This is a genomic window from cyanobacterium endosymbiont of Rhopalodia gibberula (assembly GCF_003574135.1).
In the GTDB taxonomy this organism is placed as follows: domain Bacteria; phylum Cyanobacteriota; class Cyanobacteriia; order Cyanobacteriales; family Microcystaceae; genus Rippkaea.
The window spans coordinates 479630-506627 of record NZ_AP018341.1 but is presented as its reverse complement, the minus strand read 5'-3'; the positions used below and the strand labels follow the sequence as shown (position 1 = coordinate 506627).

At 32.6% G+C, this 26998-nt stretch carries 13 protein-coding genes and 1 pseudogene; 8 read left to right on the top strand and 6 right to left on the bottom strand.

Annotated features, from left to right (window positions below; translation table 11 throughout):
* Positions 1 to 105: 105 nt before the first annotated feature.
* Complete coding sequence (locus RGRSB_RS01570; protein WP_119259542.1) at positions 106 to 1392, bottom strand: TldD/PmbA family protein; 1287 nt, start codon at positions 1390 to 1392, stop codon at positions 106 to 108.
* A 1521-nt stretch (positions 1393 to 2913) separates the two neighbouring features.
* Here RGRSB_RS01570 and RGRSB_RS01565 point away from each other — a divergent pair.
* Together RGRSB_RS01565 and RGRSB_RS01560 are read left to right on the top strand one after the other, a co-directional pair.
* Positions 2914 to 3348: a ferritin-like domain-containing protein gene (locus tag RGRSB_RS01565; RefSeq protein WP_119259541.1), complete on the top strand. Its 435-nt coding sequence runs from the start codon at positions 2914 to 2916 to the stop codon at positions 3346 to 3348.
* A 1976-nt stretch (positions 3349 to 5324) separates the two neighbouring features.
* A complete protein-coding gene (locus RGRSB_RS01560) occupies positions 5325 to 6842 on the top strand; it encodes a sensor histidine kinase (protein ID WP_119259540.1) in 1518 nt (505 codons plus the stop codon).
* A 164-nt stretch (positions 6843 to 7006) separates the two neighbouring features.
* On the opposite strand, the gene RGRSB_RS01555 is transcribed toward RGRSB_RS01560, so the two are convergent.
* From RGRSB_RS01555 to RGRSB_RS01545, 3 genes are all read right to left on the bottom strand, one after another.
* Positions 7007 to 7918, bottom strand: coding sequence for a branched-chain amino acid transaminase (locus RGRSB_RS01555; protein WP_119259539.1), 912 nt, complete (start codon positions 7916 to 7918; stop codon positions 7007 to 7009).
* A gap of 166 nt (positions 7919 to 8084) precedes the next feature.
* Entirely contained in the window at positions 8085 to 9863 is a 1779-nt protein-coding gene (locus RGRSB_RS01550) for a M61 family metallopeptidase (RefSeq protein ID WP_119259538.1), read from the bottom strand.
* A 2-nt stretch (positions 9864 to 9865) separates the two neighbouring features.
* Positions 9866 to 10549, bottom strand: a complete 684-nt coding sequence (locus RGRSB_RS01545) for a Crp/Fnr family transcriptional regulator (RefSeq protein ID WP_119259537.1) — start codon at positions 10547 to 10549, stop codon at positions 9866 to 9868.
* Positions 10550 to 10803: 254 nt separating this feature from the next.
* On the opposite strand from RGRSB_RS01545, the gene RGRSB_RS01540 reads away from it, so the two are divergent.
* Entirely contained in the window at positions 10804 to 11880 is a 1077-nt protein-coding gene (locus RGRSB_RS01540) for a fatty acid desaturase (protein WP_119259536.1), read from the top strand.
* Between the two features lie 829 nt (positions 11881 to 12709).
* Positions 12710 to 14212, top strand: a complete 1503-nt coding sequence (locus RGRSB_RS01535) for a UDP-N-acetylmuramoyl-L-alanyl-D-glutamate--2,6-diaminopimelate ligase (protein WP_119259535.1) — start codon at positions 12710 to 12712, stop codon at positions 14210 to 14212.
* 1633 nt (positions 14213 to 15845) lie between these two features.
* On the opposite strand, the gene RGRSB_RS01530 is transcribed toward RGRSB_RS01535, so the two are convergent.
* On the bottom strand, positions 15846 to 16718 hold the full coding sequence (locus tag RGRSB_RS01530; protein WP_119259534.1) for an energy-coupling factor transporter transmembrane component T family protein: 873 nt from the start codon (positions 16716 to 16718) through the stop codon (positions 15846 to 15848).
* A 3105-nt stretch (positions 16719 to 19823) separates the two neighbouring features.
* Between RGRSB_RS01530 and RGRSB_RS01525 the strand changes: the two are divergent.
* The 3 genes and pseudogenes from RGRSB_RS01525 to RGRSB_RS01515 form a co-directional block, all read left to right on the top strand.
* Positions 19824 to 20421: pseudogene (locus RGRSB_RS01525) on the top strand (ParA family protein); the annotation flags it as partial.
* Positions 20418 to 20846, top strand: coding sequence for a hypothetical protein (locus RGRSB_RS01520; protein ID WP_119259533.1), 429 nt, complete (start codon positions 20418 to 20420; stop codon positions 20844 to 20846). The pseudogene RGRSB_RS01525 and the gene RGRSB_RS01520, both read left to right, overlap by 4 nt.
* 195 nt (positions 20847 to 21041) lie before the next feature.
* Complete coding sequence (locus RGRSB_RS01515) at positions 21042 to 21692, top strand: lysophospholipid acyltransferase family protein (RefSeq protein WP_119259532.1); 651 nt, start codon at positions 21042 to 21044, stop codon at positions 21690 to 21692.
* A gap of 322 nt (positions 21693 to 22014) precedes the next feature.
* Here RGRSB_RS01515 and RGRSB_RS01510 read toward each other — a convergent pair whose 3' ends face one another.
* Entirely contained in the window at positions 22015 to 24600 is a 2586-nt protein-coding gene (locus RGRSB_RS01510; RefSeq protein ID WP_232014550.1) for an ATP-binding protein, read from the bottom strand.
* A 1278-nt stretch (positions 24601 to 25878) separates the two neighbouring features.
* Here RGRSB_RS01510 and RGRSB_RS01505 point away from each other — a divergent pair.
* Positions 25879 to 26763, top strand: coding sequence for a circadian clock protein KaiA (locus RGRSB_RS01505; protein ID WP_119259530.1), 885 nt, complete (start codon positions 25879 to 25881; stop codon positions 26761 to 26763).
* Positions 26764 to 26998 lie beyond the last annotated feature (235 nt).

The following is a 26998-nucleotide window of genomic DNA, read 5'->3' as shown; positions in this document are numbered from 1 at the left end:
GCTAATATAGAACAAACTTTTAGATACCAAACTAATTCAATAATAAAGCTTTCAATAGCATTAATGATTTTACATGACAGATTTAGTAGAATCATAAATATAAATTTATTTACCGATAACTGACAATCCTTCTACTAATAATGATGGAGTATAACAAGAACCATTCCATCGAGAATCATTTCCTAATCCGATCACCTGTTTAAGGGCAGTATAAATATTCCCAGCTACCATAGTATCTTTAACTCTACCTGTAATTTCTCCTTTTTCAATCCGATATCCTAGATCAACATTAATGGAAAATTCTCCCGAGATATCTGCCCCACCTCCCAACATTTGATCGACAATTAAGGCATTATCTAACTGACTAATTAATTCCTCAAAAGACTGAGTTCCTGACTCAATGATCATATTTACTAAACTAGGAGTTGGATAATGTTCTAATCCTAGTCGAAAGCCATTCCCTGTACTCTTTTGACCTAACTTCCTGGCAATAGTGTGATCACTATAAAAGTATTTTAATTGTCCTTCGGTAATTAAGGGTAAGAGTTGAGTAGGAGTTCCTTCATCATCAAAAGGGAGGGTATAGGGATAACGCTGAGGATCTTGAAATAAGGTAATTTTTGGGGACATAACTACTTCGCCTAATTTTCCATTCCAAGGGGAAGAGTTTTCTAGGACTCGCTTTCCATTGATTGCATCAGCAACTGTTTCCCATAACATAGTAACTGCATCGGGAGTGAACATAATAGGAATTTTTCCTGTGGGAGGACTTACGTTTTTGTTAGCCCATTGTAACCTTTGTAAAATCCATTTAATGACTTTATCTGGATTCAGTTGATTTCTGGTTAATTCACCGTCATAAATGCCTAGAAAATTTTCTCCCCTGACCCATTCCAATCCTAAATAATAGTTGATAGATGTTTCTTGATATTGACAATGGAGTCCTTGAGAATTCATTAATAAAGTCGTATGTTGTTCACAACTAAATTCACCGCTACAAATAGCCTCAGGATAAGTATCTCGAAGTTGATTGATCGCGGTTTTTCCCGTTGAAATTAGGGTTTCAACCGAGATGGAAGATCCAGTTTCAGGATAAATAGCAATGCGGGGTTCACTCAAATCCATGGTTTTGGGGGGATTTAATTGAGACAGAGCGATTGCTTTCTCTACTAATTCCTGAGAATCAATAAAACCGTAGGCCACTGCTAATCCTGGACGTCCTTGTTTCCATAAACGTAGTGCAGTTCCTTGGGACTGTTTGCTTTGTAGTTGTTTAAGACGGTTAGCTTCAAAAAAGACTGGATGAGATAAGGAACTTAACTGATAAACTTCTGCTTCTGACACATCGTATTTTAGGGCTAGATCAATGATTTTTTGAGGATAGATTGTCATAAGGTTAATAACTAAATACTTAAACTTCAATTTAACAATATAAAACAATATAAACACTAATTTTAAAAAAAGTTTACCTGCTCTCAATTAAGTTTAGTTAAATTAATTTTTTAGGTTGATTGCAATTGTTTTAATTTTTTTCAAAAAAACATGATTTTTTTGAAATTTATACTACCTCAATTATCGGAATTAATCTACTTTACTTTTTTTACAAAAAATCAAATTCTAATAGTTAGATTATCATAGATAAGCCAGTGATTATAATAGGTATATTGATGATATAGTTCCAACCATATTTTTCGTTTATTTAGGTTTTTATATAAAAACGCAAGTATTATTTTTATACCTGAAGTAATTCCCTGTTAAACTCAATAGAAAAAATAATCTATTACGATTTATCTTCTAATTAAGATTATTGGTGATAATGATAATCTTACCAGTATTCGGTTAAATTACAAATAATAAATTAATAAGTAGTTATGTACAAATAAGCAGCATTATGTTAGGATAATATTTTATCGTCACAAACAGTTCCCAAAATACATTAATAGGTTTAGTCATAAGAACTCTGATTAATTAATGTCATCTCCTAATTTAAGGAAATTTCTAAAGTAGAAGTAGGGAACATCTTAATTTGAGTTAAGGAAAGCTTCAAAAGTTTCTCTGAGAACAAAAGCGCATATTTTTTTATGTGATTAACTTAGATTAATGGACTTCATAAAATGTTACGCTAAGCGGTAAGAGAGTAAGTTAAAAATATCTATGCAAATTAGGTTTTAATCTCTGATAGCCTGTAACTAATAGTTAATCTAAAAAACCATAACAAAAAAATCGAACAGATTCAGTAAAAGTGAATAAAGATTTGGATATGGGATAGCTTTAAAGAGTCTCGAAAATAAGAATGTAATAGAAAATATCAAATAAACAGAGCATGTACATCTTTTTATTACCTAATTATTTATTCAGTATTCGATGTTATTAAAACCAAATAGAAAACTATAAAATCATATAAATTAGCAAGTAAATTTTCTGAATATAGATTAAAAATAGTAATAAAAATAAATATTAAATTTTATTTAAAAATAGATAGTTTAGCAGCAAAAAAAATATTATTGATAGCTATTTTTTAAAAAATTGGTGTCAAACTTATGTAGAATAAACAAAATCAAAAAATATTTGGACAACATTTTTATCAGTTCCAAGTTTTATTTAAACTTCTTATGCTAAAATTTTTTTCATCTTTATTTAGAATAAATTAACAGTTCATTTGCTATCAAAAGACTAACTCAACTTTTAATAAATAGAGATAAGCACAAAATTTCTGTAAAAATAGTGACCAAAAAATTTTTTTAAAAAAAATGACTATAATTATAGTAGTTTGAGATACAAAGAATACATAAAAAATAAAAGCTAATTTCTAAATAATGATTGTCTACTAACAAATACTTCAATTTACCTTGACAGACTACTATCAAAAATGTTTCTATTGGCATAGAACTCTCCTTTGTCGTAGGTATTAAAATGCGAGAACTTGATCGCGAAAGAACAAATAAACTCCTAAACTTGATCATGGAGTATGAACTGGCCGGGGTCGTCCGCTACACTCACTATAGTTTAATGGTCACAGGACCTCATCGTATTCCCATAGTGCAGTTTTTTCAACAACAGGCCACTGAATCTCTTCTTCACGCTCAACAAGTGGGAGAGATTTTAACCGGATTAGAAGGTCATCCTAGTTTATCAATTGCTTCTATGGAGGAAACTAATGAACATGACTTGCGCGCAATTCTAACGGAAAGTCTTAACCATGAGAAGAAGGCCTTGGATTTGTATAAGGAATTATTGGAAGTCGTAGAGGATGGGAGTATCTATATCGAGGAGTTCGCTCGCGGGATGATTGGACAAGAAGAACTTCATAATATTGAACTAAAGAAAATGTTACGAGATTACGTCTGATTCTAATGTCTAGTTGATAAAAAAATCAGTAAGGGGCTTAATTTAATTAAACCCCTGTCTTTAAAGGGAATGCCGTTTTAGCTGAGGATAAACTTCTCTATGTTGGAGTTTAAAAAATATTTTAGGAAGTTATGGCTTGTACTAAGCGATTGTAAAAAAGGGATAATAAAATGCTCAAAACTTTGGGTATAAAAAAGTAAAAATACGACCTGTGCTCCTATAAATTCAATTATCCTATAAGATTCAATTAATTTTCTTAACTTTTGCTGTTTCACGAGCCGGTAAGTTGTCCATGATTGTATAAGCTCCTAGCCTGATCTGTGGTGTCAGCAATTCTGTTTCAGAAGTTAAGAAAAATTTCTTTTATTTGTTCATTGTTCACAAATACAAGGGGCAAAAAGCCTAATACAGCGATTGCTCCTATTAACATACGATTATTGGGATTTTTTCCATAAACGTGTTCTCCTTTAGCTGTTCTTGTAAGGTAAGGAATTATGATTCGATAAACTCTGGTTTTTTCTATAAAAAAACTAGGTGTAAAAGTTTTAGCTGTCTCAGTATCGTCAATGTTCCTATGTCAAGCTCTGAACTATATCTTTGTAAAGCTCCAAGGCATAAAGTATTTTTTCGGGTTAAGTAAAATTTTTAGACTGAATAACATATGGTAGATATACTAACTGTCACACTTACTATTTCTGTGTAAGCGAGTCCTTAGTTCTCGTATAGTAGCATCACGACTTAATATTCTAGAACAATTGCTAAAATTATTGACACTCAGATGGAGACTCCTGTTAGTTTCCTAACAGGAATTGAGCCAGAATAATTGTTTTTTTTTAAATTATCTCAAAAAAATATAGTTTAAAAGAAGGACAAATACCCCCATTCTTTCATTGTTAATTATATCTTTTTTTGATTTATAAAAATCAGAAAAATTTAGTAAAAAACTCTTAAAATAGTGCTTTTTAAATTCTTATCTTTTAAGAATTTATTTAAATAAAGAAGATTTAATGGAATCCTATACAATACCTGATTTGATTAGATATTCTTCTGGAATTTTAAATATAAAAAAGTATAAATTAACTTAAGTAATTTTCTTAAATATTTATAATATAATTCTGTTTAATGGGATTAAAAAGTAAACTATGATGTTTTTGATTCACTATTAAAGTTGCTCTAATTTTATTTTTAAATAGATTTAAAAAAGTAGTAATGGCTTAAATGTTGAAACATAAGTAAATAATAATAAAATCTAAGATTACAGAGTTAAATAGGCTAGTTAATTATTAAATTAAGCACTACTTATGTCTTGTTTGTTTAAGCCGTATTGATGATATAATCACATTTCATCAATATGGCTTAAACAACTATCGTATCTTTTTTACTAAACACTTTTTGGAAAATCCAAATTATATGTTAGCTTTATTTAAGTAGATAAACTTAAATAAAGCTAACATATAAAAGTAGCTTAAAAAAGTATTTGCTATTCAGTCTATCTAAAAATTCAGCTAACATAATTATAAATAAAGCATAATAAAAATCATCAAAGAAGCTAATACTACAATTTTTTTCTTAGAAATAATTGGGTAGTTTTTAGATAGATAATTTTTCTAGAGCAGTTACTTAATCACTTACTCTGTTAGAGACAAGTCCATTGATTAGCTTTAGGTTTAAGATTTAATATTTATTAAATCTTAAACCTAAGAATACTCCTCCAATATAATCTTAAAATTTGTTTATTATCTCTACTAAAAAATTACTAAAAAGTAGTCTATGTAAAAGTTTGTGCGGCTTGTTAACTTGAAAAGCTTAATCAAGATTAAAATATAAAAAATAATCTAAGAGACTCAAAGTCCTACATATATGTCGGAGATTGCGACTGATTTGTTCGGTTCTACTACTGCATTTGACCCCTAAGTACAATTACTATTGTGGAGGTAAAGGGTAAACTATACTGATATTAATTTTTAGGAAAGTAAATAGTTGTGTCTAAGGGATTATTGATGAAATTAAGTGATATTATCAATCGTCACGCAGCCATGGCAGTTGATACTTGTCTGTCGCCAACTGTATCAGCGATTGTCAAAGACATCGATCATACCTCAGACAAAATTAACCGAGCCAAGTCAAAAGCCCAAAGACAATGGTTTGGAGCTATCGCTACTTTAGAAGAAATTTTACTGTCTCAAGTTAACGAGACGAAGACGGACGATGTCACTTGTCGAGGATTAGTTTTATCAGCTCCTACCACAATCCTTTGCCATCAATCCCTCAATTATCAATTCCAAACAGGGGTATTTACACCCCAAACAGGGCAGAAGTTGACCTCAATGCGATCTCAACTTCCGGCTGCTCGTGAGACTGAGTCACGCACTATAGCAACAGTAGCTGAACTTCCTTTGTTTCCTCAAGATCCTATCGCTACTGAACAGTTCTACTTAGTGTTGACTCCCTATTTCGGGTTAATTGCGGTTTTAGGAGAAGATTCTCAAAGACTTCCTGCTTTTCTTTTTTCCTTTGACCCAGAAGTGATCAACCAAGGATGGTTGGCTTTACGAGCTCGGCTAATTGCTGCCAATTATCCCAAATTATCTCATTTTGATGCTTTAGTACGACATTTTTCCCCTCCAAACCCTGACTATCGCTTAGTTACACACTTCAGTCAATTATTATTATACCATTTACCTGAAATCTCCGTCGTTCATTCAGGACAGCGCCGCTCAGTTCATTGGGAATCTCAGGATAAAGAAAAATCGTCCTTAGAACTTTTCAGTAATGCCCCAGACGTAGCCCTACTCCAGGCATTAACACATGAAATCCGCACACCTTTAACTACCATTCACACTATGACACAGTTGTTGTTACGCAACAAAGGATTAACTTCCCAAATGACTAAATTGCTCGAAGGAATTGATCAAGAATGTACGGAACAGATTAATCGTATGGAGTTAATTTTTAGTGCGGCTGAACTTAAAATCACTTCCAAAAAACAGAAGTCAGTTAGATTGGTGTACACATCGTTAGAAAATGTCTTAAATGAAAGTATTCCTCGTTGGAAAAAACAAGCTCAACGACGCAATGTTATTCTTGACATAGTGGTTCCCCAAAAATTACCCCAAGTCGTCAGTGATCCGGCGATACTTAATCAGGTGTTAATGGGATTGATCGAGAAGTTTACCCGTAGTTTCTCTGAAGGTGGAAATATTCGCGTTCAAGTTACCACTGCAGGCCATCAGCTGAAATTGCAATTTCGCACAGAATCTTCTTGTCCTCATAACCCTTTAAAAGCTTTGGGCCAGTTATTGATGTTTCATCCCAATACTGGAGGTTTAAGTCTCAATTTAGATGTAACGAAACATATGTTTCATGTCCTAGGAGGTAAGTTGATTGTGCGTCAACGATCGCAATATAAACAAGTTTTCACCATTTTCCTTCCTTTAAGTCAGGATTCCAGTAACCATGATTTACATCCTCTTTATCAGCAAAAAATTAGGTAGAGATAGCTAAAAAAGGGTTTGAGTCAAGACATGTTAAGTTCAACAAGATTTAAAAATACTGTTGTCAATAAAATCATAACTTCACCCGTTCTTAAATGAAGAGGGTACCTTTTTTCCGAATATTTTTAACAAAAAAATGTCCCTCTTCTATATTTTGAGAAATTTTAAATAGTAATAGGATATACCCAGTCTTGATAATCTGAATCTTTATTTTCTGTAATGGCAAATAATTTATCTCGCAATTTTTCCATAATGGGACGTTCTTCTGATAACCTAAAAGTCTCAATTTGTTTAACAGGAATGATTTTTGCGGCGGTTCCACATAAAAAGACTTCATCAGCAATAAACAATTCTGATTTATCAACAGGTCTTTCAATAGTCTCGATTCCTAAGACTTCAGCTATGTTTAAAACACTATCTCTGGTGATTCCTTCTAGTATATCTTGGTCGGGTCCAGGAGTAATTAATTTACCATTTCTCACAAAAAAAATGTTCATTCCTGTTGCTTCACAAACTTTACCTTGAGAGTTTATTAAAATAGCTTCATCGAAACCTGATTCTACTGCTTCTGTTTTGGCTAAAGCTGAAGTAATATAAGCAGCACTAATCTTCCCCCGTAAAGGAAAACTGCGATCCTCTTGACGATACCAAGAACTAATACGACAACTAATTCCATCTGAGGATAAATAATCGCCCATCTCTAAGCCATAAACAAAAAAATCTTTTTCAATCTTATGAAGTCTGGGAGCAATTCCTAATCCTGAAGTATAGACTAAGGGTCTAATATAAAAAGAAGTTGATGGCCTATTCTTTCTCACAAAGTCAATAATAATCTGTTCAATTTTTTGTGCTGACAATTCATAGTTTAAGAATTTCGCACTTTGACTTAAACGCTGACAGTGACGATCTAAACGAAATAACAAGATTTGTGAAGAATTTTCAGGATCAGGAATTCCTCGCATTCCTCCGAAAGCTGCTGTCCCGTAATGTAGCCCGTGAGTAGCAATGGAAATGTTCGCATTTTCGAAGGGAATAAATTGATTTTGAAAGTAAGCAATAGGAAGAAATTGATGCATCACTGTTTATATGACTTATTGGGTCTAATACCCTAAATATTTTTATTACTCAAGATATGTCCTAATTATAGGCACAGATCAGCCATTTTTCTAGGTATTAGGTTATAGTTTGCTGATTGAAGATTTTAGAGAAAAAGTATATCCCCTAAAACCGAAAACGATATCCTTATTCTTTTCCTAACCAATCCATCAGATTTTGCTTTTGGCTAGTGGATGGATGATCAATGCGAGTTACCTCATAGCGACTAGGTTGGGGCTCTGCTAAAGTGACAGGAAGAGTTCTCAGTTGATCCTGATGAAAGACTGTCATTGAAATGATATCACCGCTTTGGTAGTCTTTTAAACGCTCGCTCAATTGGTTTGGATTAACACGAATTCCATCAATAGCTAATAACTCGTCGTTTGTATCGATTCCTCCTATCTCAGCCGGTGATCCAGCTTCAACAAACTTAATAACTTCTTTGCTGTTTTCCGATTTAATTCGTATTCCCAGAAAGGGAATAGTTTCGGAGTCTAGGATAGGTTTTAGCTTCAATCCAAAGGGTTCTAGATAGTCATCAAAAGGTAAATCTTCAGTGGCATCGAGGTAATGTGTGAAGAAGTTTTGTAACTGAATTCCAGCCACCGACTCAATCACGTCTTGTAGTTGTTGGTGAGTGAAGCCAATTTCTGGTTTTCCAAATTTTTGCCACATCTGACTCATAACATTATCGAGTGATCGCTGATTATTATGACGTGATCGAATCAATAAATCCAGAAGTAACGAGACTAATTCCCCCTTTAAATAATAGGAAATCTGAACATTATCACTATGAGTATCACTGCGATACAATTTAATCCAAGCATCAAAACTCGATTCACTTAAAGAGTGAATTTTGCGTCCTGGTGTGTTCAAATATTGAGTGATATCATTGCTTAGAATCTCGAAAAAACTATCGATATCGTAAATTCCTGCTCTCAGGGGCATTATCATGTCATAATAGCTAGTCGTTCCTTCTAAAAACCAGAGAGATTTAGTGTAATTTTCTCGCTCATAATCAAAAGTTTCTAGGGCTTTTGGTCGAATGCGTTTAGCATTCCACAGATGAAAAAATTCATGTGCAACTAACTGAATAAAACGATTATATTTGTCCTTAGCTCGAAAGCCAAAACGAGGATAAATTAGAGAACAAGAGCTTTTATGTTCTAATCCACCGAAGCAACTTCCCGATAGATGTAGGATAAATAGATAGTGATCATACGGAAGTTCTCTATATAATTTAGCTTCTATTTCAATAATTTTTTTAACATCCCTAATTAGAGAAATAGGCTGAATATTACCATGTCCCCAAATGACTAACTGATGGGATTTTTTTAAAACTTCAAAAGTATAAATATTATGGGTACCAATTTCAAAAGGACTGTCTACTAATGTGTCATAATCATTTGCTTGAAATAAATTGATTTTTCCAGGAATTTTGGGTAGGGTTGTGCTAACTTTCCATTGAGTAACTGGGGGGATTATTTGTACAGTAATGGACTGTTTTTCTAACCCTGTAATAAAATAGAATAAGGCGGCTCCATTAAAATAGCCATGAGTTTTATCTAAATGATTTGTCCTGACGGTTAGTTCATTGGCATAAACTTGATAATGTATCGTAATATCGTTAACATTTCCTGTTTCAATTATCCAATGGTTTTTACTAATTTTCTGACTTAATAATTTTGTTTTATCTTGGCTAGAAGATGCATAAAAATACTGAATATGTCTAGCGTATTCCCGAACTAAGTATGAACCGGGAGTCCACACAGGCATTCCTAATTCTAGAATAGACTCTTGCCATTGGCTAACTTGTAACTTCACCTCAAAAATATGGGAACTTGGTTGAGGCATAGCTACAGTGTAAGCAATAATCGGAGAAGTTTTAGGAATATCTGAGCTATCGGTTCTTGTTGCTCTAGTCATGCTTAAAGTTGTTGGGAAAAATGGTGAATTTGCTTAAGATTACTTAAATATAAATTATGACCAACTAGGTCTATTTCTAGACAACCTTGACTTTGCAACTGGGTTATTGCTGACTGTAATTCTTCTAAAGAAACATCAGCGATGTCCGCTAAATCTTGCCCAGGAAAATACCAAATTTCTGTTCCTTTTTCAGTAGACTTACCGTAGGTTTCTGCTAACTTAATTAAGGTTTTAGCTAACCTAACTTTAGGAGACTGTTGGCGCAATTGAAGACGACGATAAAGTTGACGAACTCGCCGGACTTGTAACTGTAACATTCGATGATGTAACTGAGGATCTTTAAACAACATTTGTAGGAAGCGTTGAGCCGAAATACTCAATAATTGCAACTCAGACAAAGATATAACCTCAATTGACCTAAGGGATTCCTCAAGAACCTCCATTTCTCCAAAAAAATCTCCTCGACTGAGAATTTCTAGGGTTGTTTCGGAACCCTGGTAATGGGAGCGGAGTTTAACCCAACCAGAAACGACAAAGTAAACCGCTTTTCCCCAATCATCCTCCCTCACAACTTTAATATCAGGGGGATAGTCCTCTTGGTCTACAACTGATAAAAACCATTCTAATGTCTCTGAATTAGCTGTATGGAACAGGGGAAACAGCTCGCTAATTGATTGAGTCTCCATGCAAAGTGTGTCAGTGTTTCACTGAAATAACGGGTTAGGAAATCACAAGAGATCTACCATTCCATTACACCATACTGTTTGTCAACTAAGATAGGGTGACTCATAGATTGTGATATAACTATTAAGGCTCAACCTAAGAGATTTTTATTCGTGAAGGACATATGTTACTTCCCCGCTAGGATAAATTGGTTTCTCTATGTTAATTTGGCTTTTTAATTACTCCGGATTCACCATTTCAATATTATTCATCGTTCATGACAACACTGACTAGTCCTACTCAACGCAAAACCCTATCACAACTTGACCCCGCAGTGCGTTTACGGGATATTATCAATACCCTTCCCTCAAACGTATTTACTAAAGATCCGCGTAAAGCATGGTTTAAGATACTTCTAAGTATCTTTATGGTGGCTTTAGGTATGGGAGCTTTAGCGACCACTCCTTGGTATTTACTGCCTATTCTTTGGGTATTTACAGGAACTGCTTTAACTGGATTTTTTGTGATTGGTCATGACTGTGGCCATCGTTCCTTTTCTAACAGTACTTGGGTTAATAATTGGGTAGGACATTTAGCTTTTTTACCGATTATCTATCCTTTCCATAGTTGGCGTATTCTCCATGATTACCATCATAAACATACAAACAAGCTTGATGTGGATAACGCCTGGAATCCCATCACTACAGAGTTTTATGAAAGTTTTTCTCCATTTGCTAAATGGGGTTATCGTCAACTTCGAGGACGATTTTGGTGGTTTGCTTCTGTTGTTCATTGGGCTAAGATTCACTTTGACTGGACGACGTTTACCGGAAGAGAACGAGAGCAAGTTCGTTTTTCTGTCTTAGTTGTGATTATTAGTGCAGTTATTGGTTTTCCGATTTTATTAACGACTCTAGGAGTATGGGGTTTTGTTAAATTTTGGTTGTTACCTTGGTTAGTCTTTCACTTCTGGATGAGCACCTTTACTCTAGTACATCACACAGTCCCAAATATTGCTTTTAAAAAGGCTGACCAATGGAATGAGGCCCAGGCCCAATTAAGTGGGACGGTTCATTGTGACTATCCCCATTGGATAGAAATTCTTTGCCATGATATCAATGTTCATATTCCTCACCATATTTCTCCTGGAATTCCCAGTTATAATTTACGCCAAGCCCATCAAAGTTTAAAGGAGAATTGGGGAAATTATCTTTGTGAATACAGGTTTTCTTGGTCTTTAATAAAGAAGATTACAACTCAGTGCCATCTGTATCACCTCGAGTCTAATTACCAATCTTTTAAGAATTACTACCACGAAAAATCAAAAAATACTAATATTTCTTTCCTGAGTTAATGGGGGATGTCGTCCTAAAATTTTCCTAAATTTAGGAAAATTGCCAAAGTAGAGACGCTGTACATGGCGTCTCTACTTTGGCTTGACTATTCTTTTACAAGGTAGTGTTATGAATTCCTATTTTAACCTTTCTTCATCAGAAAAATAAGTAACAACACTTTAAAGATAATCCTAAGAAATATTTTTTTACTTTAAGAGACGAAAATCATCATAATTTTATATTATAGTTTAAAAAATTGTAGATAAAGTCTAATGTAGAATAAAAAAAGATGAAGTCAATAAAAAGATGAAGTCTATAATTTATAGATGGCTATAAATAACTGTTATTATTTAAAATAAAAAGTGGTTGCAGCAATTGGATGTAGGTCATTTAACTTAGTATTTTTTTAGAAAATATCTGGTTAAGAAAAACTAGCTATCTATAGTTTAGAAAAAAATAATCAGACGTTTTTACTACTTCAATTTTAGATAAAATTAAAATAATTTAATACAAAATTAAAAGGGGAAAATTATTAGTTTTAAAAGTTAAAATAAAGATGATTAAATCACTAATCTATACACTTATTTAAGTTGTACTACTCTACAGAATTATGGCAAAATTTTGCAATTTTTTACATAAAAAAACGAATCTTATCTCGATTATACAAAAAAAAATTTTTTATGAAATAAAATAGTTATTTCAGAGCTTTATTGATTACTCTAAAACATGTGTATTATTAGTACATTTAGTTTTTATCTTTACTAAGGGAACTTATTAAAGAATTTTGCTAACATCACTCACAAGAGATTATAAAATCTAACCCCAATTTATAAAAAACAAAGAATTTTTATGGTAAAAATACGAGATTTACTAAAAAAAGTTTCCATTTTCGGAGATTTTTGTACTAATAATCTTCTTGATCGCCAAATTAAAGGTATTTGCACTAATTCCCATGCTTGTAAACCGGGGGATTTATTTATCGGAATGCCAGGAACCCGTGTTGACGGTGGCCAATTTTGGCAAAGTGCCATAGAAGCAGGAGCGATAGCAGCTATTATTACCCCTCAAGCAGCTGCCCAATTTCCCCCTCCCCCTGACGTTTGCATTCTTACGGCAGAGGACATGGTGACAGTCTGTGCCCAAGTAGCCACAGCATTTTACAATTATCCAAGTCAAAAGTTGAACATGATTGGGATCACCGGAACTAATGGAAAAACCACCACTGCCCACTTAATTGAATTTTTTTTGACTCAAGGAAAATACCCCACCGCATTATTTGGCACTCTATATACCCGTTGGCAGGGATTTCAACAAACGGCTACTCATACCACTCCCTTTGCCGCAGAATTACAAGGACGACTGGCAGAAGCAGTAGCGGCTCAAAACCAGTATTGTGTCATGGAAGTGAGTTCCCACGCCTTAGCCCAAGAAAGGGTTAAAGAATGCCAATTTAAGGTAGGAGTTTTTACCAATTTAACCCAAGATCACCTGGACTTTCATAAAGATATGGAACATTATTTCCTCGCCAAAAGTCTTTTATTTGGATCAGAATACCTTACAGGACGGGCAATTGTTAACCTAGATGATATCTACGGAGAACGGCTAATTGAAAGATTAGGTTCTGATAAGGTATGGAGTTATAGCGTCAGTAGTGAGACAGCAGACTTCTATACAAGCAATCTCACTTACGAAGCAGCGGGAGTGTCAGGAGCTTTACATACGCCTCAGGGAACTGTTTCCTTTACTTCCCCATTGGTCGGACAATTCAATCTGTCCAACCTTTTAGCAGCAGTCGCAACAGTCTTATGTTTTAGGCTAGATTTAGACGAAATTGTTGCTAAGTTACCTAAATTTACAGGAGTTCCAGGGCGAATGGAACGGGTAAAAATTAGTGATAAACAGGATATTAGCGTCATTGTCGATTATGCTCATACTCCTGATAGTCTAGAAAATTTGCTCAATGCTTCTCGTCCCTTCATTCAGGGCAAGATGATTTGCGTTTTCGGGTGTGGCGGTGATCGTGATCGTACTAAACGTCCCCTAATGGGTCGAATTTCTGGCCAATTAGCGGACATATGCATTGTTACCTCTGATAACCCCCGCACTGAGGATCCCGAGAGGATCTTGGCTGATATTTTAGAGGGGATTCCCGATTCAGTGAACCCCGTTGTTATTAGTGATCGTGCTGAGGCTATTAATCAAGCTATTCAACGAGCAAAACCAGGAGATGGAGTCTTAATTGCCGGAAAAGGTCACGAAGATTATCAAATTTTAGGAACAGAAAAAATACACTTTGATGATCGTGAACAAGCTAGAAAAGCTTTAGCTGCAAAATTAGACCAAAGTATCTGAATCTGCAGAAACTAAACCAAATGCCATAGCTTTTGGTTTAGTTTCTAACTCAAACTGCCTACTCACGTAAATTAACACAGCTTAGGAATGTTTAGCCTTAGTCTGTTCGAAAATGTACTTTTCATCTAATCAATTGTGTTAAACGTCGACAACATCGACTTAAGGGTTAGGGACATCTTTCCAAAAATCATCATAACCGATTCAACTTAAAATTTCCCACGTTAGGCGAGACTAGTCAAACAAAGAAGGGCATCCACTTCAGTGACTTTCTTTCCCTGGAGTGGATTAGCCTGAAAAGCATTGACTAATGACGGGGTAAGTTTATTTATAAACCTCGCTGTATCTATAAATAGAATAATTAAAGAGTTTCCGCCGATTTAGAATTAACAAGGGGAAGACGGTAAGTGGTAGGATCAAAGATGGCAAAAAGTTAATCGGCGACATTAACTTTAACGTTAAATAAATGACTTTAAATAAATGTTGATAACGCTAATTATTTTGTATCTTTATATTGAAGTAATTCAAGTGAAATTTATATCGCTTTTATTTATATCATTTTATGATGATGTCTTTTAGCAATAACCAATTTAATTGCCTTAGCTAAAATATATCTAAAGATAGATATATTCATGACAATTTTATGATTTTCATTTGATGCTATACCTCTTTATTTTAAGAAAAATTACGGACTGTGATTTTATACAAAAAATATTATTTATTCTTATCTATTATTTTAATTTGACTTTAGCTAAACTACTTGTATGCATTGATAGTGGTTTTGAATTAGATAACTCATAATAACCGAACTGAGGAAACTGGCTAGTTATGTTTTTATCAGTTGCTTAATCAATCGCTTGATTGAGAATCATAGAGTTATGAAATTATTGGGTTTGCAAATCAATATTTTTTATTTCTAATAAACAGTTATCGATAAAGTTTAAGTCAAGATAAAAAAGTAATAAAAATATATTTTTTTATAAAATTTGTTATTTTCTGATTTTTATAACTTTATGAGCTGGTCAATTATTTATAACTAGACAAACTTCTAGCTATAGGGTTAATACTTCTATTTTTTTTAAAAAAAATAGAAGTATTAATTTATTATTCAAAAGTAAAATAAGTAAAAAATAATGTAGTAAGCGCTCCAATTAACATAATTATTTCTCCTTAATTTTTAGAAAAATTTTTATAGGCTCGTCTTCCTTCCGTTACTCAGGTACAATAAGGAATCATAGCTAAATAAACTCAGATTTTCTAAAAATAAACTAGGTTTTAGAGTTTAAGTTGTCCTAACATGGTCAAATATTTATGTCTCGGAAAAAGTATTCTTCCGGTAAAGTTTAATTTTTAAACTAAATGATACATAGCAGGAATATTAACGATAATATCTATTTTTTATATAAGCAAGTACTTAGTTTGTATAGAATAGCAGCGCTATTTAGTTCTAGTAATAATTCTATAAAATTAAGCTTTTCTATCTTAATTAAAGGCATTTTTTTTAAGCCATTAGATAAAGTTTTATCTTTTGTACTATTTTATAAAATTTAAGGAAAAGATTGACAAAACTATAACTGAGTTGACGATTCACTGCTAGTCAACGCCGATTTTTTCCTTAAAATACAGAAAGTTCATATCACATTCTTCCCCAAATAAACCGTGCCCACCAAAAAGGAATTAAAATTGCTAAAGCGACCCAATCCCACTGAATTAAGCGTAATTGATACCATTGAACTCGATGTTCATTAGGGTTAGTAAACCCTCTAACTTCCATGGCAACGGCAATCTCTTCAGCCCGCATCAACAAATTTTCTAATAATTTTTCTACTACAACTAACCATACCTGTAAAGTTCGTTTAATTCCTAATTTTTTCCAATTAATTGCCCTAGTACGAATCGATCTAGCTAAATTTTGTAACTCTTCTAGCACCAGGGGAATAAACCGTAAAGAAAGCGTTAGAGTTAACATAATTTCTGTAATGGGGAGTTTCAGATGACGCAAAGGTTCTAGTAAATCTTCTAACCCAGCAGTAATTTCTTCTGGAGCGGTAGTTAAAAGATAAAGGTTAGTGCTATAAATAAGAATGAAAATTAGGGTACTGATACGAATTCCTAACTCAACAGACCGACGGGTAATCAACCGCCCTTTATCAAATAAAATATAGTCATAATCAGTAGGCTGCGGCAAAGATAAGTCACCATCCAAGAGTCGAGGTTGGGCATTGACCGCCAAACCATCAGGGGCAATTGCTGTAATCATAAATGTGAGAATTGAGAGAACAATTAACCAGCCCATTTGTTGTCTCCAGACTCTTATTGGAATCCTAGCTGCTATGGTCAATAATATCAGAATTCCAACTACTCCAAGTTGCCAGAAGGGGTGAGCTAAAATCGGGGAAGCAAGAAAAGTCATTAACCAAACTAGTTTTACTCTAGGATCGAGTTGATGTAACCAAGTGATAGGTTTTTCTAGATAGAGTCCAATGGGAAGTGAGCGCAGTAAGTCCATAGTAAACAATTTAGACTATTATCTTCAACCTCAAAAAAATAATAGTTAATGTAAAAAAATAACAGTTAATGTAAATATGAACAAGGTTATTTTATTCTACATAGTCCCATCCTATCATAGCTAATTAATTTCTTGAGTAATTTTCTTAAAATTTAGGGCACAACCTTAAATGATTAATCTTTTTTACTCAAGACTTTGTACTAATTAGTGACATTACAAGAATATTTTTGACGAGACTATTTTTTTTGTATAAATTGTTAAATACTTCAATTTTAATTTGAATAATTTAAAGATTTTTTCTATCAAAAATAAACAGATATTTAATAGTTTCAACCTTTCCAGTGAGATTTATTAACGCGGTTGTACTATATAAAATATTCTCATTAAAGTTATAAAAACTAATAAATCAGAAAAATCAATTGACTCGACAATTAGCAGTGAATCGTCAACTCAGTTATAGTTTTGTCAATCTTTTCCTTAAATTTTATAAAATAGTACAAAAGATAAAACTTTATCTAATGGCTTAAAAAAAATGCCTTTAATTAAGATAGAAAAGCTTAATTTTATAGAATTATTACTAGAACTAAATAGCGCTGCTATTCTATACAAACTAAGTACTTGCTTATATAAAAAATAGATATTATCGTTAATATTCCTGCTATGTATCATTTAGTTTAAAAATTAAACTTTACCGGAAGAATACTTTTTCCGAGACATAAATATTTGACCATGTTAGGACAACTTAAACTCTAAAACCTAGTTTATTTTTAGAAAATCTGAGTTTATTTAGCTATGATTCCTTATTGTACCTGAGTAACGGAAGGAAGACGAGCCTATAAAAATTTTTCTAAAAATTAAGGAGAAATAATTATGTTAATTGGAGCGCTTACTACATTATTTTTTACTTATTTTACTTTTGAATAATAAATTAATACTTCTATTTTTTTTAAAAAAAATAGAAGTATTAACCCTATAGCTAGAAGTTTGTCTAGTTATAAATAATTGACCAGCTCATAAAGTTATAAAAATCAGAAAATAACAAATTTTATAAAAAAATATATTTTTATTACTTTTTTATCTTGACTTAAACTTTATCGATAACTGTTTATTAGAAATAAAAAATATTGATTATTTCGATAATTTTATTTTTTTAGAAAATTAAACAAACCGATTAACTAAATAAACAATTTAGAGATAATTAATTAGTTTATTTACTACATTTAGTATAAGCTATCTATATTAGAATCCTTTGCAAGTCTGTTATTAATAACAAAAATTTATTTTTACAATTTTTTTATTAAAGCTATTTGTTAGTATAAATTTACTAACAAATAGCTTTAACACTTGAATAAACCAGTAAAATGTACTTACTTACATTATCAATCTGTATTTTTACTATATTTATAGTAACTAAATAAAAATAACACAACATAAAATTTTTTTAATTTCTTTTACTAATAAAATAAGTAATTAAATAGTCAAATTGGCACCATTAATTATATTATTAACAATAAAAAAATAAGAAATAATGGTTATTTTAACTTAGTTAAGTTATTTTAAATTCACGGTTAAAAATAGTCAAAATTTATAAGAATAAACATTTGTTAATAAACAAAGAAAATACAGTAAGGTTGAAATAAATAAAAGTTAATATTACTTATTAAGTAATATACCGATATAATCCAAATAAGAACACCTCAATTGCAGGAATTAATATTGATTAATATAATATAAATTATTTTGTAAAATAAAAAAATGGAGGTGTAAATATAAGAATTAAACTAAAATAGAAAGGAGTATTTAAATAAATTTATATATGATAATAAAAAAATATTTATATGTTTATAATTACAGAAAATAAAAACAATACACTATGAAATCTAGAAATAAAAAGAGAAGTTAGTTATTTCATTAACTAAAATAATTTACAATAAAAATTTAAAAAAAAAATAAAAAATCCAGATATAAACTACAGGTTTATTACCTTATTTTCTAGATTTAAACAAAATTAACAATTAATTGTAAAACTTTAATCAAACAAATGATATTTAAATTTTAAACAGTTGAAGAATGTGTGGATGTTATTATATTTATTTTTGTATATTTTTCCAGTGATTTCATAGATTTTATTTAATTAAATATATGAAATATTAGATTTCTTTATGGACTATAAGTTAACGAAAGGGAATGGATATCCTTCTTTTGCTTTTTATTCTTTTAATTTAACTTTAACTAAACTACGTATATACAACAAATAACTATTCTTAGTAGTTACTAAAATTATTATTTTGTTTTTACAAAATTTTTTAATTTTTTTACGGAAATGGGTTGTCTCTGGTACAGATTAGTTATAGTTGTAATTGTAGTTTTATATTTTGTTTTTTTCATTCATAATTATTATTTAAAATTTGTAAAATATTAAATAATAATTAACTTTACTTTTCTATATTTTTAATGTTTTAAACAATTACCTGATATGATGAGTTCTTTGACATTCTCCTAAAATTTATTAAAGATATTTAATATTTTGCTTGTTTTAAATTATTCTTTTACTTTTCTAAAACTTCCTTAGTTATTCTCTTCATTGAATAATCTATCTAGAAATTATTTCTCTAAATATTCTATAAATAATATTTATTGGCAGATTTATTTGACCTACTATTTCTTTAGTTTTCCATACTCTTTAATTTAAATATAAGATTTCCAATCTTGTTCTCGTTCTGAAGAGGATTTTTAGATCGCTAGTCAACTTTATATAGTGTTTGCCATTTTAATTCTGTTAGCTTAATTTTCAGACAGGTTAATATCTAAAAGATTGCTCTTCTTTAACTACTTTTCTATTTTTAGATTTATCTAAACTCACTTACTCATACTGGATGTGAAGCGGCAATTGCTCACTTAGAGAATCCTCCTAGAGAGGAATTATCTAAGTAATAGTGAGACACTCTCATTTAATTTAGCTTAATGACAATTAATGACCAAAAGTTAGCCACCATGATATGGTAAGAAGGATTATCGATATGGCAAAAACGAACTATGAGCCAGGGAAAGTCTTCCTTAGCATCGTCTTTGTCAAAAACGACTCACCCTCGTTAATAGTAAAGGGGTGTATATAAAACCACTACAGCCGTCAATTTGGCGACTGTAGCGGACAAAAATAGGAAGTTTTGTTAGTAGATTCTGATCCTCAGAAGTCTGTAACCTGGTAGACAGGACGTGGTAAAGAAAATATGGATCTTAATTTGAAGGTAGAAGATAATCCTAAATTTTTAGAAAAAATCTATCAAACTAGCGATTATGGACTTGCTATTGTGGATATACCTCCAGCATTGCGTTCAGAATCTCTAAAAGCTGTGATTATATCTGCTGATTATTTAATTCTGCCTACCCCACCAACTCCGATGGATTTCACAACTTTAATTGAGACAGTATGCATCATGGTAGTACTGCTTAGAACTGCTTACCGGGTTTTGTTAACTAAGGTAGATTCTCGTAGTCTCAAAGAGATTTCAGAGGCACAAAATACCCTCCTAGAATTGAAACTTCCTACTTGCCATACTTTTATTTGTCAGTATAAAGCCCATGAACGAGCAGTATTAGAAGGAGCTCCTGTTAGAGAACAACGAGGGAAAATACCAAAACAGCTAAGGCGGATTACTGTAGGGTAACAGAAGAGTTACAACGAGATTGGAGTAAATTATGACAAAGAAAAGCTTACCTGATTTCTTGAGAGAAGAAGCTTTCCCGGATGCTCTTGGAAATATTTCCGACACAACTAAAGAAAAAAGTTTTCAGGCTCTTCCTTCATTGCAATCCACTACCAATCCTAGGTTAAGTCGCATGACTAAAGCTGAACTCGAAGTTAAAGTAAGGAAATTAACCGAAATTTTAGATAAAACTAATCAACAAGTTAATAATCTACAAATGAAAATGAGCTTAGAAGAAGGAAAAATATTGGTCACAACGCTTAAGCTGGATACACAAAAAGTGAATCGATGCCAGATAGAATTAGAAGAACAAAAACAATTAGTTGAAAAGCTTTATAAGCAGCTCAAAAAAAAGGAAGAGATGGCTATTAAATTAGCTGAACAACAAGTGATTGATAAACTCAAAGCTGAAGTAATCTAAAAATCATATTTCCCTAAATTTTTTCCTAAGTCTTAGGCGACAATGGTTCTAAAAACTAAGGAATCTCAGACAAGTCACCCACTGCGACATTTGGACATTATGTTACACCTTTGTTATCTAGTGAAGAACTAACTGATGAGAATATGGGGTAATTTGATTAGGTGGAAAAAAATTAAGAAAAAATAAGTAATCACCATGCCTAACAGTGAATTTCGTGAACGAGAAACTCTTAAAAATTTAATTCTTTATTATTTATTTAAGGGAATTATTATTGCTCCAATCTTCCATACTTATTTCCGAGGAAAGATTTATGGACTTGAAAATGTTCCGCTAAAAAATCCTTTAATTATTGTTAGTAACCACGCTAGTTACTTTGATCCTCCTATTTTGGGCAGTGGAGTTGGTCGTCCTGTAGCATTTATGGCTAAACAAGAGTTATTTGAGATTCCCCTTCTTAAGGAGGGAATTAAGTTATATGGAGCTTACCCTGTCAAACGAAGTTCAGGTGATCGTGGGGCAATTCGAGCGGCTTTGAATGCTCTCAAAGAAGGATGGATTGTAGGTATTTTTCTTGAAGGAACTCGCACAACAGATGGTCGTATTCATGAACCCAAATTGGGAGCAGCTATGATTGCTGCCAAAGCTCAACTTCCCTTACTTCCAGTCTGTTTATGGGGAACTCATAAAATTCTCCCCAAAGGAGTTCGTATTCCCCTTCCTGTTCCTATTACTTTACGCGTTGGCACCTTAATTGATCCCCCTGCATCAGTTAAACGTACCGAACTTACAGCCGTTACCCAACAATGTGCTATGGCCATTAACAAAATGCATGATTTAGGGCGTTAGACTATTGACAGTTTTGATAAGCGCAGTATTCTTGTCCCTCGCAATAAAACCCTGTTACTTCACCTATATCTTCTAGATAAAAAATCCTCCTATTCACCTACCCTATCCAGATACCTTCACAGTTAGCAGCACCAATTTTAGTTGTCAAATTTTGAGCGCGTTTTTATCTCGGACCTAAGATCTTGCGGAATTACTCTACGGTTCGACGCTTATCCTTTTATTTATAGCATGAAGTCCTCGCTTGGGAGCTAAAGACTCGATTAATCCTTTGGGAATTCATCGAAGGCGTTGATTAACCACCGTACATTATTATCTAGGAATCTTAGAGTGTACTTGAGGCAGCAATAGAAATAACCTGCCATAATTGCTGAGTATTTTGCTTATTTCGAGGAATCAAGCAAGGAAAAACAGATAAATTTTTGACTTGATTGGCTGCTTCGGTTGTTTTTAAGTCTAAGGTAACTAAGGGTAACTCAGCTAATCTGGGTTGTTCAGAAAGTGATTGCACGTAATCGGTTGGATCATCAAGACAACGGCCATCTAAGACTACTACATCGACCTGCCAAATATTGGCTAATATTTGTGCTTGTTCGAGATTGTCGCCCTCGAGAATACGATGATTAAATTGAGAGGGCAAATCCGTTGAAGTCCAGTCTAGAGGAGAGCATAGAACAAACTTAGTTTTGCTATCAGGACAGTTGGGACAAAGACTTAATAGAGTCAAAGCACGATCAGAAATCTTTTTTAGAGGATTAACTTTCCCCAAAATTGTTTTTAGCACTGATGAATCGAGAGGAACAGATACAAAGCCGTCCGCTTGATTTGGTTCTTTTAAGGGTTGGCGATTCTCAGTGGTTGTCATAAAGACGCGAATTTTCCGAGTCTGGGGGTCAGATTTGATTAATGTCAACACATCCCACCCTGATAGTAAGGGCAATAAAGGATTTAGCAAAATAGCATAGGGACGTAATCGTCGTGCTTTTTCCACTGCTTCTGTGCCAGTACGGGCAATAACCACTCTATAGCCTAATTCATTCAGCTTACCCATCAAATTTTCTATACATTGAGGAATGGCTTCGACAATCAACACCAGGGGATAAGGCGTTAGAGAAGATTGATGATGATATTTCCTACCCTGAAATTTAGCATCAGGGGGCAACAGTAGTGTAAACTGACTTCCCTGTCCTGCTTTAGAAATAAAAGAAATCTCACCCCCATGAGCTCTTGCTAAGCGCTGGGTTAGTACCAGTCCCAAGCCAGTCCCTTCGAATTTACGAGTCAACGGGTTTTCTAATTGTTGGAATTTCTGAAATATCAAGTGTTGAGACTCTTCAGGAATGCCAATGCCTGTATCCCAAACGTTAAACGCAACCCAATTCTCCCAGTAATTTACTTTGATGCCAATTGCTCCACCTGATTGACTAAATTTCATAGCATTATCCAACAGATGTACTAACATCTGATGTAAACGCAGTTCATCGGCTAGTAAAAACTTTAATCCTGGTTCTATTTCTAGGGAAAACGATATGGAGTTATCAATTTTATCCTGGTATTTTTCAGAGATGGCATTGTAAGCTCGTTCACAGACACTTTGGATGTTAAGTGAAATAAAGGTTAACTTAAGCTCCCCTGTTTCTAAGTGAGTGAGATCGAGCAAATCATTCACTATAGTCATCAATTGACGTCCACTGCGGTAAATTGACTGGGCATAATGGACTTGACGAGAATTAAGTTCACCGACTTTTTGTTCCCTCAAAAGACTCGACAATCCTACCACTGCTGTGAGGGGAGATTTTAACTCGTGGCTAATACAAGCGAGGAATTCATCTTTGAGACGATTGAGCTGAACTAAATCAGCATTTTTTGCCGCTAATTCTTGACACAGCCTTTGCTGTTCTGTGACATCAGCAGCTAAGACTAGAGAAATTCCTCCATCTTTCGTGTTTAGGGGACATCTAACAAATTTCCAAACTCTTTCTTTGCCCAGATTATAGTTTATTAATGAGCTAGGAGAAGACAAAAAAGGATGTAACGAATTGGTATTGGTTAGAGAATCTTGAGGTTTAAGCTTCTCAGAAACAGATTGAAACCATTGAGAATAAGAAGGGTGAGTTGTTAAAGAAGAACAGTCTGCTAAGTAGTAGGGAGCAAGAAAGTGGAAAGTAGGAGTTTGGGCAACTGCAACGACTTGATCCGAGAAAGATTGTGTTTTTGGGCTCGATAAGGAGCAAACACTAGCATCATTGGAGAGTTGATTTTCTCCAATTTGCTCACGCCAAATGTGATTTTGTAGTATCACATTTCCCTGTTTTGTTTGTAACATAGCAGGTAGGGGAAATTGCTCCAACAATTCAATCAGGAACGATCCTGAGGTGAATAATGAAGACGATTGAGGGGCAATAGGAAGGGTTTGAGTCAAAAAAGCTTGTAGCATTTTTCGGCTATCGAGAAGCCCCTGAAAATTTCCACTGTTATTCACAAGTCCATAAGTAGGAGAAGTTCTTGAGTCAATATTCTTGTCTCGTAAATAGGCAGAAAAGTCTATTACTTTTAAGTCATAAGGAATAAGTACTAAAGGAGTTAACAAGTTTTCTAGATCATCTAGTTTCAACGATTGAGATACTTGACTATTTTTCTTAGAAAACCTAGATGATGAAAGCATAGCCTCAAAAGGCTGTTGTAGGAGTAGTGAAAGAAAATAATGGCTAGAGATCAGACCTAATGGCTTTTGGTCACAATCTACCACCACTACCCCCTCATAGTTTCCTGAGCAAAATAGGGCAGTAATCTCTTGAATGGTGATAGAAGATTGACAAATAGGGACAGGGTGCAGGAATTGTTTTATGGTCAGCATCGGCCTAACGGGGGTGATTCTGTCCAAATCAAGACAGGTATCTCTGTCCTTCATTCTAATCTTGATCTTGCCTTGATTAGTGGTCTTTAAAGGCTTAGAAATTACAAATGATTACAATTCTTAGAATAAGTTTACAAATATTTGTTCGTACAAAGACTTATGGCTCATCTAAATCAACTATGAAGTTTTGCTTTGCAAAATTTTCAAGATATTAAAAACTTAATGCTTATAGAGATAAAGTTTTTTGAGTTGCACAACACAGTTAAAATAAGAGTCTCAGAAGTTATTATCTAATAATTTAGTATATTTAATAATACTCATCTACTTAACTAGAAATATTCTCTATTTATGGAGATTTATATTCAACAATTACCAAAGTTTTTATATTCAAAATCAAAGTTAGTTTTAATTAATAAAAAACACCAAATTTATTTATTAATTTATATACGCTATACATAGCGATCAGAGAGTTGAAAGTAAATTAAATTATTATTTAATAATTAGCAATTAAGTAATTAGTTTAAAGCTAATTATTTTTTATTTAAGTAGAATTGCATATTTTTTTATCACTCTAATTATAGTAGTTGCTTGGAGCAAATATCAATTATATTAGTATAATAATATTTATTTTTAACTATTTATTAACAGCATTATTTTTTAATATATTGTTTATTTCTAGGCTTTTCTAAAAAATATTTACAGATTCTTTTAAAAGTTAATTCAACAATTATTTTTTTTAAAGACAATTAGATAATTGTTGGCTATAATAAGTCTTTTTATTTTTTGATAAAAGCTCTTCAAGATATTCAATCTCCTCTTCACTCCAAGTTGTCTTTCTTATATTTTTCAGAGAAAATCATAATCTTTTTTTTACTTAAATAATTTGTCTATAAATTATTTTTTAAAAGTCTCACCTAGCCTGCAATTTTATTAACTTTCTATTTCTTAGAATTTACATATAAGATTTTGGATATTTACCTTATTTTGGGGTATTTTTCGTGATTAGTTTATTTTTGAAATTCTTAATCTTTTATTTTTTTTAACTTTTTTTTAAAAAAAAAGTATTTAGCAATTACTAGTATTAACTACTTTTTTAGTAGTGAGTTTATTTAAACTTACCTGCTATAAAAAGCAGAGCTATTTTAAAAACGAAGAATTAACAATAGTCAACTAGGGAGTAAGCGCTTAATTTTTCTTGGGAGAGTTTAGTCAAAAATCCTAAATTATATAATCTGAAAGTATTTGTGTTAACCTTTATGAGAGGGAGTTGTTAATACTCTTCAGTTTTTTCTTTAATAATTCTCTAGCAACCTAGTTCTTAATATTAAAACCTTGCAATCTAGATTATCGATTTGTCTCTATATCAGTAATCACCACATTGCCCAGGATTTGACGAGTATTCTGAGCAATAAATCCTATTCTATTCAACTAGTTTACTCTTCTCAGGAGTTACTCGACTTAGTAAACAGTCATGACGTACAAATTGATTGTCTCGTTATTTTCCGAGATACTACAGTCTCTCCTTTATTTAATCAACTTTACGAGCAAGGAACCCTACTTCCGGTGGTTATTATTGAACCAGAGTTAGATTCAGAGGTTCTTCTAGAAAAAGTTGGAACTCTAACGTGCCTCTATCATAGTGCGGAGGTACGACAGCTAGTAACTACCTTGGATGATATAGACAAATCTCTTGAGCTAGCCATTGCGCAGTTTTTGCGTTTGGGACCAAGTTGTTCTTTAGTGAAAAGTCCAGTTTCCTTACCTGAAGCTTTAGTTCCTGATAAACAGTTAAGTTTTCTGCTTTTGCAACAACGTCGATTGGCGGAAAAGCTTAAGGAAAGACTGGGCTATTTAGGGGTATTTTATAAGAGAAATCCTAAACATTTTTTTCGAAATATTTCTAAAATACAGCAAGAAGAACTCATTAAGCATTTAACTGAAGAATATCGAAAAATCATTCTTAATTACTTTAGTAATGAGACCGAAATTAACCAGTTTATTGATCAGTTTGTCAATAAAGCTTTTTTTGCTGATATTGCAATTTCTAAAATTTTAGAAATTCATATGGAGTTAATCGACGAATTTTCTCAACAGCTTAAAATAGAAGGCCGCAGTGATGAAATTCTTTTAGATTACCGCTTAACCATCATCGATATTTTAGCGCATTTAGGAGAAATGTATCGTCGTTCAGTTCCAAGGGAAAATCTTTATGTTTGATTAACTTTACAAAACAGATTAAGGCATTGTTACCATCTCAGATTTTTTGAGAAATAAAAAAATTGGCTCTTCTAGATATAAGTATGATAAATTGGTGGCTAATAACTTCTAAAATTTTTATCCTAACTGTACTCTGTAACAATAAAAACTCTGTTTTTTATAAATAACAAGTCTTTGAGGTATTGGAGGACTTGCAAATCAAGATATCAAGTTTTTGTTCATTATAGTTTTATTG